12 protein-coding genes are annotated in these 15,332 nt (G+C 61.2%); 9 read left to right on the top strand and 3 right to left on the bottom strand.

Annotated elements, in window-relative coordinates:
- The first annotated feature begins 3 nt into the window (after positions 1–3).
- The 3 genes from FHT85_RS13025 (at position 4) to FHT85_RS13015 (ending at position 4,513) form a co-directional block, all read left to right on the top strand.
- Complete coding sequence (locus FHT85_RS13025) at positions 4–1,086, top strand: ABC transporter ATP-binding protein (protein WP_112410996.1); 1,083 nt, start codon at positions 4–6, stop codon at positions 1,084–1,086.
- A gap of 30 nt (positions 1,087–1,116) precedes the next feature.
- The gene (locus FHT85_RS13020; protein WP_112410997.1) at positions 1,117–2,769 is read left to right on the top strand and encodes a GMC oxidoreductase; all 1,653 of its coding nucleotides are present in this window, start codon (positions 1,117–1,119) and stop codon (positions 2,767–2,769) included.
- A 451-nt stretch (positions 2,770–3,220) separates the two neighbouring features.
- The gene (locus tag FHT85_RS13015; RefSeq protein WP_112410998.1) at positions 3,221–4,513 is read left to right on the top strand and encodes an NCS2 family permease; all 1,293 of its coding nucleotides are present in this window, start codon (positions 3,221–3,223) and stop codon (positions 4,511–4,513) included.
- A gap of 92 nt (positions 4,514–4,605) precedes the next feature.
- Here FHT85_RS13015 and FHT85_RS13010 read toward each other — a convergent pair whose 3' ends face one another.
- Positions 4,606–5,091, bottom strand: coding sequence for an ureidoglycolate lyase (locus FHT85_RS13010; RefSeq protein WP_112410999.1), 486 nt, complete (start codon positions 5,089–5,091; stop codon positions 4,606–4,608).
- Positions 5,092–5,670: 579 nt separating this feature from the next.
- On the opposite strand from FHT85_RS13010, the gene uraH reads away from it, so the two are divergent.
- Genes uraH through xdhC form a run of 4 tightly spaced genes read left to right on the top strand, consistent with a single transcriptional unit; the run spans position 5,671 to position 10,744 of the window.
- Positions 5,671–6,036 carry a hydroxyisourate hydrolase gene (uraH, locus tag FHT85_RS13005; RefSeq protein WP_112411000.1) on the top strand — a complete coding sequence of 122 codons (366 nt, stop codon included), beginning with the start codon at positions 5,671–5,673 and terminating at the stop codon, positions 6,034–6,036.
- Positions 6,037–6,039: 3 nt separating this feature from the next.
- Entirely contained in the window at positions 6,040–7,524 is a 1,485-nt protein-coding gene (xdhA, locus tag FHT85_RS13000) for a xanthine dehydrogenase small subunit (protein ID WP_112411001.1), read from the top strand.
- A gap of 3 nt (positions 7,525–7,527) precedes the next feature.
- On the top strand, positions 7,528–9,882 hold the full coding sequence (gene xdhB / locus FHT85_RS12995) for a xanthine dehydrogenase molybdopterin binding subunit (RefSeq protein WP_112411002.1): 2,355 nt from the start codon (positions 7,528–7,530) through the stop codon (positions 9,880–9,882).
- Positions 9,883–9,886: 4 nt separating this feature from the next.
- Positions 9,887–10,744: a xanthine dehydrogenase accessory protein XdhC gene (gene xdhC / locus FHT85_RS12990; protein WP_112411003.1), complete on the top strand. Its 858-nt coding sequence runs from the start codon at positions 9,887–9,889 to the stop codon at positions 10,742–10,744.
- Here xdhC and FHT85_RS12985 read toward each other — a convergent pair.
- A complete protein-coding gene (locus FHT85_RS12985; RefSeq protein ID WP_112411004.1) occupies positions 10,725–11,669 on the bottom strand; it encodes a LysR family transcriptional regulator in 945 nt (314 codons plus the stop codon). The genes xdhC and FHT85_RS12985 overlap by 20 nt on opposite strands.
- Before the next feature lie 156 nt (positions 11,670–11,825).
- Here FHT85_RS12985 and FHT85_RS12980 point away from each other — a divergent pair, with 156 nt between their 5' ends.
- Together FHT85_RS12980 and guaD are read left to right on the top strand one after the other, a co-directional pair.
- On the top strand, positions 11,826–13,064 hold the full coding sequence (locus FHT85_RS12980; protein ID WP_112411005.1) for a urate hydroxylase PuuD: 1,239 nt from the start codon (positions 11,826–11,828) through the stop codon (positions 13,062–13,064).
- Positions 13,061–14,407, top strand: a complete 1,347-nt coding sequence (gene guaD, locus FHT85_RS12975) for a guanine deaminase (RefSeq protein ID WP_112411006.1) — start codon at positions 13,061–13,063, stop codon at positions 14,405–14,407. Before FHT85_RS12980 ends, guaD begins: the two co-directional genes overlap by 4 nt.
- 63 nt (positions 14,408–14,470) lie before the next feature.
- On the opposite strand, the gene bhcR is transcribed toward guaD, so the two are convergent.
- Positions 14,471–15,298: an HTH-type transcriptional regulator BhcR gene (bhcR, locus tag FHT85_RS12970; RefSeq protein ID WP_112411007.1), complete on the bottom strand. Its 828-nt coding sequence runs from the start codon at positions 15,296–15,298 to the stop codon at positions 14,471–14,473.
- Positions 15,299–15,332: the final 34 nt, after the last annotated feature.

The following is a 15,332-nucleotide window of genomic DNA, read 5'->3' as shown; positions in this document are numbered from 1 at the left end:
GCCATGCAGCCTGCCGTCTCGGTCAAGGATCTCAAGATCGCCTATGGCGATCACACCGTCATCGACAAGATGTCGATCGACATCGCGCCTCGGGAATTCCTGGTTCTACTCGGCCCCTCCGGCTGCGGAAAGTCGACCCTTCTCAACTCCATCGCCGGCCTGCAGGACATTACCGACGGCGAGATCTGGATATCGGACAAGAACGTCACCTGGGCCGAGCCGAAGGATCGCGGCATCGGCATGGTCTTCCAGTCCTATGCGCTCTATCCCCGCATGTCGGTGCGCAAGAATCTCTCCTTCGGCCTGCGCGTGGCGGGTCTTCCCAAAGCCGAGATCGAGGCGCGTATCGCCCGCACGGCGTCGCTTCTGCACCTCGACAAGCTGCTTGACCGCCGTCCCTCGGAATTGTCGGGCGGCCAGCGCCAGCGCGTCGCGATCGGCCGCGCGCTGGTGCGCGAAGTGAACGTCTTCCTGTTCGACGAACCCCTGTCCAATCTCGACGCCAAGCTGCGCAACGAGTTGCGCGTCGAGATCAAGAAGCTGCATCAGAGCCTCGGAAATACGATGATCTATGTCACGCATGATCAGGTCGAGGCACTGACCCTTGCCGATCGTATCGCCATCATGAAGGACGGCGTGATCCAGCAGCTCGCCAGCCCGTCCGAAATCTACCATCGCCCCGCCAATCTCTTCGTCGCCGGTTTCATCGGCGCGCCGGCGATGAATTTCATCGAGGGCGAGATCGTCTTGAAAGGGGGCACGCCGGTCTTCGAAAGCAACGGGCTTGCCATCGATCTAGCGGGCTATCCTTTCCTCAGCGCCACCAAGGCAGGTCCCGCGACACTCGGCATCCGGCCGGAGCATATCGCCCCGAATGGCGCGGACGCGGGTTGGCCCACCATTCCCGGCACCGTCTCGGTCGTCGAACCGATGGGCGCCGATACTGTGCTGTGGTTCGATTGGGCGGGCCAAAGCCTCTCCTACCGCATCATGGGAGATGCCGCACTCCAGCCGGGTACGGCGATCACGCCGGGATTCGATATCGCCAAAGCCTCCCTTTTCGACGCCGATGGTGCGCGCCTTTAAAACCGCTTTCACAGCATACGGAAATGACTCATGTCTCAGACTATTTATGACGCGCTGGTGATCGGCTCCGGCGCCGCCGGCTCCTTCGCCGCTAAGGAATTGACCGCCCAAGGACTGTCGGTATTGCTGCTCGAAGCCGGCCCAGCCGTGACCCAGAAGGATTTCGATCCGAACCGCAAGAAGGCGCCGGCAAGCAGTATCAATATCTGGGAGCGCGCACGCGCGACGCTCAAGGGCCAGCCCATCCAGGCGCGCGCCGCCTTCTTTACCGAGCGCTTCAGCCATTTCTTCGTCAACGATCGCAAGAACCCCTATACGACGCCGAAGGATGCACCGTTCCTGTGGATACGCGGCCGTCAGGGCGGTGGCCGCCTTCATAGTTTCGGCCGCGTATTGCTGCGCTGGACCGACGATGATTTCAAGATCCGTTCGAAGACCGGCAAGGGCGTCGACTGGCCGGTTTCCTATGACGAGATCGCTCCCTACTATGCGGAGGTCGAAACCAGCCTTGGCCTTTATGGCAATGAGGATGGCGTGGAGACATTGCCCGACGGCGTCTACGCCCATCCGGCAAAGCTGACGCCTGCCGAAGAAACCTTCAAGACGGAAGTCGAAGGACGCTGGCCGCAGCGGCATGTCGTTTCCTGGCGGTATATCGCGCCCGACGCCGAGCGGACGCCGAAGCCGCTGCGCGAGGCGTTGGCGACCGGACGGCTGACTATGCGCCATGACGCCATCGTGCGCCGTATCACCACCGACGATCCCGGCGGCCGAGCGACGGGAGCTGAGTTCATCGATCGCGCGACTGGAAAGGTCGAAACCGCCCGAGCAGCCATTGTCGTGCTCTCGGCATCGCCGATCGAAAGCGTGCGGCTACTTCTCAATTCGTCCAGCGCTCGCCATCCCCATGGGCTTGGCAACAGCTCGGGCGCACTCGGGCGCTATTTCATGGATCAGCTTCCATGTCTTGCCTTCGGCTCCTTCTCCAAGGCGAAGGGATGGGCGGCCGATGATTCCGCGCCTGTCGATCCCTTCTACAATCCCTCCGGCGGCATCTTCGTGCCGCGCTTTGGAGAGGGCGATATCGGCCGCGACGATTTCGATTACCAGGGAAGCATCGGTCGGGCGCCGACACCGGATGACGAGCCTTCGCGGCTGGCCTTCTTCGGCTTCGGCCGTATGCTGCCCTATGCCGACAATCGCATCACGCTCGATGCACGACGGAAGGATGCCTGGGGGGTCCCCGTTCCTCATATCCGATGTGCCATGGGCGAGGAGGAATACACCCTGCTGCGCCGGCAGGAAGAGGTGCTGATCGAGATGATCCGTGGCGTCGGCGGCGAGCTGGAATTCATCGGTTCGCCTACCGGCCTCAGGGAAATGGGTCGCGGCGCCTTTCCCGATGCCGATCCGTTCAGCCGTTTCATGTTCCGCACATGGTTCCGCAAGACCATGTGCATGGGCGCCGCCATCCACGAAACCGGCGGTGCCCGCATGGGGACATCGAGCCAGGAATCCGTCCTCAACGCCCATAACCAGAGCTGGGACATACCCAACTTGCTCGTGACGGATGCTTCCGCCTTTCCAGGCAGCGGCATTGCCGGCACCACGCTGACCGTGATGGCCCTGACCATCCGCGCCTGCAGAAACATCGCCGATCAATATCGCGCCGGTCAGATATGATCGGCGTCCAGCCGGATTGAGTGCGCTCCGCCTTCGGTAGCCTTCCATTTTAGTTACCGGGCTCGCCGCAATCCTCCATGGCCGCTGTCTGTGTGGCCTCTACGTTTTCGCCAGGCGATGGAAATAGGTTGGCTTTGTCACCTTCCGGCTATAGATACATACATATCTTCTTGCCTGCGCCGCACGAAGCGCTGGTGCAGGACGGAGGGATGGCTTCGACCATCAAGTAACGGCTCCGAAATCGGAAGAAATTCGCGCGGAAATAGCTCGAAAATTTAGAATGTCTTTCGCGAATTGCAGGGAAATCCGGCTCTAGCGCGCAAAGCCATTAAAAGCGCACAATCCCCCCTCGCCACGAAGCGTTCAAAGACGCTTCTCGCGGCCCACATCTGGAGGAGATGCGGGCAAGCCCCATGATTTCACGAGCGTCGGGAACGCTTAGGGAGGAACAATGCTTGAACGACTTTTCAAATTGAGTGAGCACGGCACGTCCGTGCGCACCGAACTCATCGCAGGCGTGACGACGTTCCTGACGATGTCCTATATCATCTTCGTCAATCCCGACATTCTGTCGACGACTGGCATGGACCGCAATGCGGTCTTTGTCGCCACCTGTCTCGCGGCCGCGCTCGGTTCGATCGTCATGGGCCTTGTTGCCAATTGGCCGATCGGCATGGCGCCGGGCATGGGGCTCAATGCCTTCTTCGCCTTCACCGTCGTTGCCGCACTCGGCTTTACCTGGCAGCAGGCGCTCGGCGCGGTTTTCATCTCCGGTTGCATCTTCGTTCTGCTGACGGTGACCGGCGTGCGCAGTTGGCTGATCGCCGGTATCCCGCATTCGCTAAGAAGTGCGATTGCCGCAGGTATCGGTCTCTTTCTGGCGATCATCGCGCTGAAGAGCGCTGACATCGTCGTCGCCAACAAGGCGACCCTCATCGGCCTCGGCGACCTGAAGCAGACCGGCCCCCTTCTCGCAATCTTCGGCTTCTTCGTCATCGCCGTTCTCGATGCGCTGAAAATAAGAGGTTCGATCCTTATCGGCATTCTCGCCGTCACCATTCTCTCCTGGATCTTCGGCGTCAGCCAGTTTCACGGCATTGTTTCGGCGCCGCCGTCCATCATGCCGACCTTTTTGCAACTCGACATCGTCGGCGCTCTCCATGGCGGTCTGGTTCATATCATCCTCGTCTTCGTGCTGGTCGAAGTCTTCGACGCCACCGGGACGCTGATTGGTATCGCCAAACGAGCGAACCTGATCCAGGACGGAAAGCCGAACCGCTTAAGCAGGGCTCTGCTTGCCGACAGCGCCGCCATCGTCGCCGGCTCGCTGATGGGCACGAGCAGCACGACAGCTTTCGTCGAGAGCGCTTCAGGCGTTCAGGCCGGCGGCCGTACGGGCCTGACCGCGATCACCATCGCCGTCCTCTTCATCGCCGCCCTCTTCTTCTCGCCGCTCGCGGCGTCCGTGCCAGCCTATGCGACGGCTCCGGCGCTGCTCTATGTCGCAGGCCTGATGATGCGCGAACTGACCGAGATAGAATGGGATGACCTGACAGAGGCGGCACCGGCAGCAATCACCGCGCTTGCGATGCCCTTCACCTACTCGATCGCCAACGGCCTTGCCTTTGGCTTCATCACCTACGTGGCCGTGAAAGTCTTCACCGGCCGCTGGTCGATGCTGCATCCGGCAACGCAGATCGTCGCAGCCCTGTTCGTCGTGCGCTTCGCCTTCTTCGCGGATTGACGGCGGAATGCAAAAACGGGAACCACGTTGACAAATAAGGGGCGCTGCGATCGCAGCGCCCCTTATTTTTGTCTGCACCGATCGAGATCCGATCAGCGGATCAGGAACGCCTCGCCATAAAAATGTTCCTCGAGATTGACGCCCCTGCCGCCGCGATCGATGACGATGAAGTCGGAGACACCATCGAGGGGCGTCAGAATACCGTGCCAGACATTGCGCCAGATATTGACGCCCTGGCCGGGCCTGGTGCGGAACGCCACCGGCTCGCCCGGACCATTGTCCGTCTGCGGCGCTGCAACGACGAGGAATGGATTGCAGGTCAGCGGCACAAAGGCCTGGCTGCCGAGGGGATGCCGCTCGACCATCTTCAGCTCCAATGGCAGCGCATAGGGTTCGCCGCGCAGCCAGCTGATCATCGTACGTGCCTCCTCGCCGATCGCTTCGACCTTTGCGAGGTCATGGTAGCGAACGCATTTGCCGGCATTGATGGGAAAGCTGTGCGCACCCTCCATTTCGATCACATCGCCGAAAGGCGCGAATGCGGCTCTCGTCAGCGGCTGAATTTCGATCACTTTCATTCATGGTCTCCCGTTTCCATTCTCCGAAATCACCTCTTCCTCGATCGACGATATGTTCGCTTGGGTACGATGTTTGACCCGCGGTGCAGGCAGCAGAAGTCGACCGGAGCACGGCTGGCACTCCGGCAGCCGCCGTGCCGCGGCTATTTCCATGGTCGATCACTGCCGACGCTGATCGCAAAGACCGCGACATCGGTTTCCCACTAGCTGCGGCAAGGTTTTTTGCCGCCAAGCGTCTCGAACTGACGCCCATCAGGGCCAGCCGAGAATCGGCGCATTCATTACTTCCGCCATGCAGCGAGACCGGCGGAAACCTGCCTTTTCATGAAATGCATATCGCGACATCGGCACGTATTTCGACGCCTCAGTGCATGCGAAATGCGCAAGTCGAGCCCATCCGTCCCGCCGCGACATCGTATGAAACGTTCCTCCAAACGTTTTCGATACCCAATGTCTAACCGCAAATCGCGCGCGCCATTCCCCTTGGAAATTTTGAAAGTCTCGAACGTTACGGCTGCTTTTCATGGGAATGGGCCTGGCCGATAGTAGAGACAGGAGCGCCAGGTTCGGGAGAAGAATATGCAGTCTTATTCGCCAGGAGCCGGACGGCTCACGACCCATGTATTGGATACGGCGCTTGGCAAGCCCGCCCGGGGCCTGCGCATCGAACTCTACCGGATCGAGGGCGATGTACCGAATCTGCTGAAGTCGACGGAGACCAACGACGACGGTCGCTGCGATGCGCCGCTGCTGTCGGGAGAAATCATGCAGGCCGGCATCTACGAGTTGCGCTTTCATGCCGGCGACTATCTCGGTCGCGCATCGGATGGCCCAATGTTTCTAGACATCATCCCGATCCGTTTCGGTCTTGCCGACGAAGGCGCGCATTACCATGTGCCGCTCCTCCTCTCGCCCTACAGCTATTCCACCTACCGCGGGAGCTGAGCGATGACATCGACGACAATCCGCTCCGAACTTCGTTTCATTCTCAACGGTCGGGACGTCGCTCTTACCGACGTGGCACCAGACCAGACGCTGCTTGACTGGCTGCGCCTCTCCCGCTCGCTGAAGGGCACGAAGGAGGGTTGCGCCGAGGGCGACTGCGGCGCCTGCACTGTGCTTGTGGGGCGGCTGACGCCAGCGGGCGGCCTCGTTTACGAGGGCGTCAACGCCTGCATTCGCTTCCTTGGCTCACTGGACGGCTGTCACGTGGTCACCGTCGAGCATCTCGCCCCGAGCGACGAGCACCTGCATCCGGTGCAGCAAGCCATGATCGACTTTCACGGTTCGCAATGCGGCTTCTGCACGCCAGGTTTCGTCATGTCGCTCTACGGACTTTGGATGCAGACGCCGAACCCGACGGATGAGCAGATCGAAACGGCGCTCCAGGGCAATCTCTGTCGCTGCACCGGCTATGAGCCGATCCTGCGCGCTGCCCGCTCCATCTCCAGCTATGGCGGGACACAAGACGACCCACTGCTGATAGAGCGCGAAACCATGATCGCGCGCCTGCAGGCCCTTCGCGACGGCGCCCGCGTCGAAATCGGCGAGGGTCGTAATCGGCTTATTGTGCCGGCGGACCTTGATGATCTCGCATCGGTTCTGGAGGCATCGCCGACGGCAACCGTGGTGGCCGGCTCGACCGATGTCGGCCTCTGGGTCACCAAGCACATGCGCGACATCACGCCGGTCGTGTTCATTGCTGGGCTGCAGGAGTTGAAATCGATCGGGGTGAAAGACGGGCTCGTCACCATCGGCGCCGGCGTCACCTATTCGGAGGCGATCGTGACGCTGTCGCAGCATATCCCGGCGCTCGGGCCGCTGATCACCCGTATCGGCGGCCAGCAAGTGCGCAATATGGGCACGATCGGCGGCAACATCGCCAACGGTTCGCCGATCGGCGACACGCCGCCGGCGTTGATTGCACTCAACGCGTCGCTGACCTTGCGCAAGGGCGCCGTCCGGCGCACCATTGCGCTTGAAGACTTCTTCATCGCCTATGGCAAACAGGACCGTCAGCCCGGCGAATTCGTCGAAGCCGTGCATATTCCGGTTCCGGCAACAGGTGAAATGTTCGCCGTCTACAAGGTGACGAAGCGCCGGGACGAGGACATTACCGCCACGCTCGGCGCCTTCCGGCTGACACTTGGCGAAGATGGCACGGTTGCCGAAATCCGAATCGCCTATGGCGGCATGGCCGCAACGCCAAAGCGGGCTTTCGCCGTCGAAAAGGCATTGCTCGGCCAGCCCTGGAACGAGCAAACTGTAAATCTGGCTATGGAGAAATATGCCGAGGATTACGCGCCGCTGACCGACATGCGCGCCACGGCGGAATATCGTGCGCTGGCGGCAAGGAACCTTCTGCTGCGCTTCTTCCTGGAAACGACGTCCAATGAGGCACCGGTTCAGGTGTCTAGATATGAGGCGGCATAGGCCATGAACAAACACGCTTCAGACATCAAGGCCGAAACCATCGTTGGCGGGGTTCATACCAGCCCCCGTCATGACTCCGCGCACAAACATGTTTCCGGTGCCGCCGTTTATATCGACGACATTACCGAACCGACCGGAACGCTGCATGCAGGGCTTGGCCTATCCACCGTTGCGCACGGCATCCTGAAATCCGTCAATCTGACAGAAGTGCGCGCCGCGCCCGGCGTGGTCGCCGTGCTCACCCATGAGGACGTGCCTGGCGTCAACGATATCTCCCCCTCCTACATGAACGACGACCCGGTGCTTGCCGCCGGCAAGGTCGAGTTTCATGGTCAGCCGATCTTCTGCGTGATCGCCGAAACGCGTGAGCAGGCCCGCCGCGCCGCAAAGCTGGCAAAGATCGAATACGAGGAATTGCCGGCCGATATCGACATCTGGGATCTCGACGTTTCGACCCATCGGCAGGTGGTTACACCGCTTACGCTGAAGCGCGGCGATGCGGATGCCGCCCTCAACAGCGCTCCGCGCCGCGTGAAGGGCCGCATGCGGCTGGGCGGCCAGGATCACTTCTATCTTGAAGGCCAGGTCTCGCTTGCCGTGCCCGGCGAGGATGACGAGGTCGTCGTCTATTGCTCCACCCAAGGCCCGAGCGAGACGCAGCATATGGTCGCCCACGCGCTGGGCGTCTCGAGCAATGCTGTTACGATCGAGGTTCGCCGCATGGGTGGCGGCTTCGGCGGCAAGGAAACTCAGGCGAACCAATGCGCTGCGATCGCAGCCATTGCCGCCAAGAAGCTGAAGCGCGCCGTCAAGGTCCGGCTCGACCGCGACGAAGACATGGTCGCGACCGGCAAACGGCATGATTTTGCCATCGATTACGATGTCGGCTTTGACGACGAGGGCCGCATCTTGGCCGTGGACTATACGTTTGCGCTCCGGGCCGGCTTCTCGGCCGACCTTTCCGGCCCGGTCGGTGATCGTGCGCTGTTTCATTGCGACAATGCCTATTTCTTTCCCCATGTGCAGGCGAAATCGGCGCCGCTCTATACCAACACCGTCTCCAACACGGCCTTCCGCGGCTTCGGCGGCCCGCAGGGAATGGTGGGCGCCGAACGTGTCATCGACGAAGTCGCCTTCGCTGTCGGCAAGGACCCGCTCGACATCCGCAAGCTGAATTTCTACGACGCAATGGGCGTTCAAGGCGAGCGCAACCTCACACCCTATCACCAGAAGGTGGAGGACTGCGTCATCCAGCGCATCGTCGCCGAACTGGAGGAAAGCGCCGACTATGCCGGGCGCCGCAAGGCCATTTCCGAATTCAACGCCAGGAGCCGTATCGTCAAGCGCGGCATCGCGCTGACCCCGGTGAAATTCGGCATTTCCTTCACCAAGACGGAATCGAACCAGGCCGGCGCGCTGGTGCATGTTTATAGCGACGGTTCCGTACACATGAATCATGGCGGCACCGAAATGGGGCAAGGCCTGCATCTGAAGGTGGCGCAGGTCGTGGCAGAAGAGCTCCAGATCGATCTCGACCGGGTAAAAATCACCGCAACGACGACAGCCAAGGTGCCCAACACCTCGCCAACCGCGGCTTCTTCGGGCGCGGACCTAAACGGCATGGCGGCGCAAAACGCTGCACGCCAGATTAAGGACCGGCTGATCGCCTTCGCCGCCGAAAGCTATCAGGTGCTCCGCGAGCAGGTGACGTTCCTGCCCAACCGCGTGCGCATTGGCGATGTCGAAATGTCCTTCCCTGATCTCATCAAGAAGGCCTATATGGCCCGCGTCCAGCTTTCAGCCGCCGGCTTCTACAAGACACCGAAGATCCATTGGGACCGCAAGGCGGGCCGTGGCCACGCCTTCTACTACTATGCCTATGGCGCGGCGTGCTCGGAAGTATCGATCGATACGCTGACGGGGGAATATGTGGTCGAACGCACCGATATCCTCCACGATACCGGACGCTCCCTGAACAGGGCCATCGATATCGGTCAGGTCGAGGGCGGCTTCATCCAGGGCATGGGATGGCTGACGACGGAAGAGCTCTGGTGGGACGGCAAGGGGCGTCTTCGAACGCACGCGCCCTCGACTTACAAGATCCCGCTTGCATCCGACCGCCCGAAGATTTTCAATGTAGCCCTGACCGATTGGTCGGAGGCCCATGAACCGACGATCCATCGCTCGAAGGCTGTGGGCGAACCGCCGCTGCCGCTCGGGCTTTCCGTCTTGCATGCGCTTTCAGATGCCGTGGCGAGCGTCGCCGACCATAAGATCTGCCCGCGTCTCGACGCGCCGGCAACGCCCGAACGGGTGCTGATGGCGATCGAGCGCCTCAAAGCGGCGAAGAAGGAGTAAGATCATGCCTGCCGCCCGTGAAGATATCCGGGACTTCCTGCGCCGCGAACCGGCATCGATGCTCGTCGAGGTGACGGGGGTCGCGGGTTCCGCGCCGCGCGATGCGGATGCCTGGATGCTGGTATCGGAACGGGCAATCTTTGCGACGATCGGCGGCGGCGCACTGGAATATATGGCGATCGACCAGGCGCGACGGGCCCTGCGCTCCGGTCTGGCCGCCGAGCCGATGAACGTGCCGCTCGGTCCGGAGATCGGCCAGTGCTGCGGCGGCCGGGTGGGCCTGGCCTTCACCGCCCTCAGCCCCAGGCTTGCGAATGATCTCATAGCTCGGAGCGACCGCGAGATGGCCGCGCGCCCACATGTCTATGTTTTCGGCGCCGGTCATGTCGGCGATGCCCTCGCCATGGCGCTTTCGCTGGCGCCGTTACGCGTGGTGCTTGTCGATACGCGGGAAGAAGAGCTCATTGCCTCCAACCTGCCGCGCATCGAGACCTGTCTCACGGCCATGCCCGAGGCTGTCGTGCGCGATGCGCCCGCCGGCAGCAGCTTCGTGATCCTCACCCATGACCATGCGCTCGATTTCCTGATTGCCGCGGAAGCGCTCAAGCGCACAGATGCAGCCTATGTCGGCATGATCGGCTCCAAGACGAAGCGCGCCACCTTCCGCAACTGGCTGTCGCGCGAAACCGGCCAGACGGAGCTTTTCGATCGCCTCATCTGCCCGATCGGCGGAACGGCTGTGAAAGACAAACGTCCGACCGTCATCGCGACACTGGCCGCCGCCGAGATGATGACGGCGGCGCTGAACTGGACGGCTGATCACGCAAGGTTTGCGAGCAGCGTTAACCGCCCGCAGCCGTAGCGGCAGGCTCATCTTCGAGCAGCTTGCCGATCAGCCGCTGACAGCGCTCCGCCATGAAATCGATCATCAGGCGGACCTTCGGATCCTGGAAGCGCTTGTGCGGGTAGATGGCCGCAAGCTGCACCGGAGCCGGCGGGCTCTCCTTTAGGATTTCCACCAGCCGCCCTTCCCTCAGATAGGCCTTCACCTCGAACAGCGGTTTGTTGATGATGCCGCGATCTTCCAGTGCCCATTGGGTGAGCACGTCGCCGTCGTCGCTGTCATAGGGGCCTGCGACCTCGAACTTGCGATGGCCTTCCGCCGTCATCAGCGTCCAGTAATATTCCTTCGAGCCAGGATAGCGCAGCAGAAGACAGTCGTGTTTGTCGGCAATTAGAGCATCCGCGCTCGCCGGCACGCCGCGACTTGCGAGATAGGTCGGCGAAGCGCAAAGCACCCGATCGCAATTGAGGATGCCGCGCATGCGCAGGTTGGAATCCTCCAAGACGCCGAGCTTGAAGGCGACGTCGACACCCTCCGCAAGGATATCGACATTGTGGTCCGACAGGCGGACGCGCACCTCGATATCCGGATATTTGTCGTGAAACTCCGGAATGCCCGAGGCGATCAGCCTTCGGCCGATGCCGAGTGGCGCGGTGATCCTCAGCGAACCCTTGGGATTGCGTGAGAGATCGGCGATCGCGGCTTCCGCCTCGTTCACTGCCTCGATGATCTTCACCGCCTTTTCGTAGAAAACGCGGCCATGCTCGGTCGGCGAGAGCTTACGCGTGGTGCGGTTGAAGAGGCGCACGCCAAGATGGCGCTCGAGCTCCTTGATGCGATTGCTCGCGACCGCAGGCGTGACGCGCTGGTCGCGTCCCGCTGCCGAGAGAGTACCGAGTTCGACCACGCGAACGAAGACACGGACATTATCGAGATAGGACATGGCACCTTTCTACCACATCGGCACGCGGAACAAACCAGGGTTCATCTTATAGATTTTTTTGAAAGTGTTGGCGGATTAACCGGGATTTTCGGGAAAATCACGCGATGGCAAACAGTCCCGTAAAGATCGGGCCCATGAAGGCCGGGAGGAGTTCCCATGTATGAATATGCCATCGCCTGGGACTGGCTGACATTTGCCGTCCGCTGGCTGCACGTCATCACCGCCATCGCCTGGATTGGCTCGTCGTTCTATTTCGTAGCACTTGACCTCGGCCTGAAAAAACATCCGGCGCTGCCGCCGGGAGCCTACGGCGAGGAGTGGCAAGTCCACGGCGGCGGCTTTTACCATATCCAGAAATATCTGGTGGCGCCGGCCAACATGCCTGATCATCTCGTCTGGTTCAAATGGGAGAGCTACGTCACCTGGTTGTCGGGCTTCGGCATGCTCTGTCTCGTCTATTATGCCGGCGCCGACCTCTATATGATCGACCCGGCCGTGCTTGACGTTTCCAAGCCGGTGGCGATCGCCATTTCGCTCTGCTCGATTGCCGGCGGCTGGCTCCTATACGACCTGATCTGCAAGTCGCCCTTTGGCAACGACAATACGCGGCTGATGGTGGCGCTCTATTTCATTCTGGTCGCGGTGGCCTGGGGCTATACGCATCTCTTTACCGGCCGCGCCGCCTTCCTGCATCTCGGCGCCTTCACGGCGACGATCATGTCGGCCAACGTCTTCTTCATCATCATCCCGAACCAGAAGATCGTTGTCGCCGACCTGCTTGGCGGGCGTACGCCGGATGCGAAATACGGCAGGATCGCCAAGCAACGCTCCACGCATAACAACTACCTGACGCTGCCCGTGCTGTTCCTGATGCTGTCGAACCACTATCCGCTGGCTTTCGGCACGCAGTTCAACTGGATCATCGCCTCGCTCGTCTTCCTGATGGGGGTCACGATCCGCCACTGGTTCAACACCCGGCACGCCAATGCCGGTAACCCGACCTGGACCTGGCTTGCCACCGTCATCCTGTTCATCATCATCATGTGGCTCTCCACGGTGCCGAAGATCCTGGCCGGCGAACCAACAACGAAGGTCTCTGCCATCCAGCAGCCCTTCATCACGGCGCAGGATTTCCCGAAGGTCCGCGACACCGTGATGGGACGCTGCTCCATGTGCCATGCGAAGGAGCCGAGCTGGGAGGGGATCGTCGCTCCGCCAAAGGGCGTCGTCTTCGAGACCGACCGCGATATCGCCGCCCATGCGCGCGAGATCTACCTGCAGGCCGGCCGCAGCCATGCCATGCCGCCCGCCAACGCCTCGCACATAACCGATGAGGAGCGCCGGCTGCTCGTCTCCTGGTACGAAAATGCCGTCAATGGGGAGAAAACCCGATGAATGAAGTCCTGATCCGTGGCCGTGTGCTGACCTTCCTTGCCGAGCCGCAAGGCATCGACGATACCACCTCCTATCGTTACATCGAGGATGGCGCGGTTTATGTTCGCGATGGCAAGATTGTTGATATCGGTGCCTATGGCGACATTCGCAAGCTGGCAGACGCCGGTATCCGGATCGCGGACCATCGCCCGAACCTTATCCTGCCGGGCTTTATCGACACGCACCTTCATTTCCCGCAGACGCAGGTGATCGCCTCCTATGGCGCGCAACTGCTCGAATGGCTGAACACCTATATCTTCGTCGAGGAACAGAAGTTCGCCCGCGCCGCCCATGCGGCCGAAGTGGCGGACCGTTTCATGGACGAACTCCTATCCAACGGCACGACGACGGCCGTCGCCTATTGTTCGGTGCACCCGGAAAGCGTCGATGCCTATTTCGCGGCAGCCGAAGCGCGCGGCATGTGCATGATCGGCGGCAAGGTGATGATGGACCGCAACGCGCCGGATGCACTGTGCGATACGCCGCAGCGCGGCTATGACGAGACGAAGCGGTTGATTGCGAAATGGCACGGCCGCGGCCGCGCGCATTATGCCGTCAGCCCACGCTTTGCGATTACCTCGACGCCCGAGCAGATGGAAATGAGCAAGGCTCTCGTTGCCGAACACCCGGATTGCTACGTTCAGACGCATCTCTCGGAAAATCGGGACGAGATCGCCTTTGCCACCTCTCTTTATCCCGAGGCCAAGGATTATACGGATATCTATGCCCGCTACGGTCTGCTCAACGACCGCATGCTGCTCGGCCATTGCATCCACATGAGCGAACGGGAAGTCGCGGTGCTTGCGGAGACGGGCGCGGTGGGTGTCTTCTGCCCGACCTCGAACCTCTTCCTAGGCTCGGGGCTCTTCAATGCCGCTCAGTTCGACAAGGTCGGTGCACGCTGGTCCGTTGCAACCGATGTCGGCGCCGGCACCAGCTTCTCGATGCTGGAAACGATGGATGAGGCCTACAAGGTGCTGCACCTGCAGGGGCAGCGGCTGACGCCATTCAATTCCTTCTATCGCATGACACGCGGCAACGCTCTCGCACTCGGGCTCGAAAAGCAGATCGGCTCGCTGCAGGCGGGCGCGGACGCCGATATCGTCGTGCTTGATTCCCGCTCCAAGTCGGCGATGGAATTCCGCATGCGCACCGCGACCTCATTGGCCGAGGAGCTCTTTATCCTGCAGACCATGGGCGACGATCGCTGCGTCGCCGAAGTCTATGTCGCGGGTAAAGCGATGAAAACCAGAAGCAATCGAACGCCGGAAGCGGCAGTACCCGAACAACTGCAGTTCGCCTGACCCACTATGCGGCGGGCCGTCAACGCCATCGTCTCTGGAAGAGAGACGATGGCGAAGGCGTTTTTATACCCGCTTCGATTTTCCGCCCATTGCCTTCGTCAATTCTTCTGCCGCGGCCCGCACAACCGGACCGAGCGCCGCGACCCTTTCATCCGGCAGCCGCACGGCCGGACCTGAAATCGAGATTCCGGCAATAGCCTCGCTATATTCGTCGAAGATCGGCGCGGCGACGCATCGCATGCCGAGCGTGTGTTCCTCATCGTCGATCGACCAGCCGCGAGAGCGGATCTCGGCCATATCCGCAAGCAGCATAGGCAGTGTATCCCGGGTTTTGTCGGTGAAATGCTGGAGCGAACGCTCCCCGAGCAAGGCCCCGATCTGACTGTCCGCCCAGGTGGAGAGGATCGCCTTGCCGATACCGGAGGCATGGATCGGCCCACGCCGACCAGGACGGAAAAAGGCGCGCATCGGCGCATGGCTTTCCGCCTGGGAGATGAAGACAATGTCGCCATCTTCCTCGATGGCAATATTGGCGGTCTCGCCAGACGCCTCCATCAACTGCTTGAGGAAAGGCCGGCTGATGGTACCGAGCTTGCGGAAGCGCAAATAGGCCGTTCCGATCTCGAAGGCTTTCACCCCGATCGTCCAGGCGCCGGTCTCCTCGTCATGCGCCACCATGCCGTGCTGGGCGAGAGAAGTCAGTAGCCGATGGACGGTGGAGGGTGCCATGGCCGATCTATCGGCGAGATCGGTCAGAACCGCGCCATCAGCTTCGGCAACCAGCTCCAGCAGTTTCAGACTGCGATCGAGTACCTGCACGGACGAGGCCGCTGCATTCTCGGCCGGTTTCCGGCCTGGTCTGCCCCTCGTCTTTTCCCGATTTTCCGCCATGACGCTCACTTTTGACTAAAGGCGCGCCGCGCAG

Origin of the sequence: Rhizobium sp. BK312 (genome assembly GCF_014193605.1) — a bacterium.
GTDB lineage: Bacteria > Pseudomonadota > Alphaproteobacteria > Rhizobiales > Rhizobiaceae > Rhizobium.
Note: the sequence above shows the minus strand (reverse complement) of the source record. Positions and strands in the feature narration are given on the sequence as shown.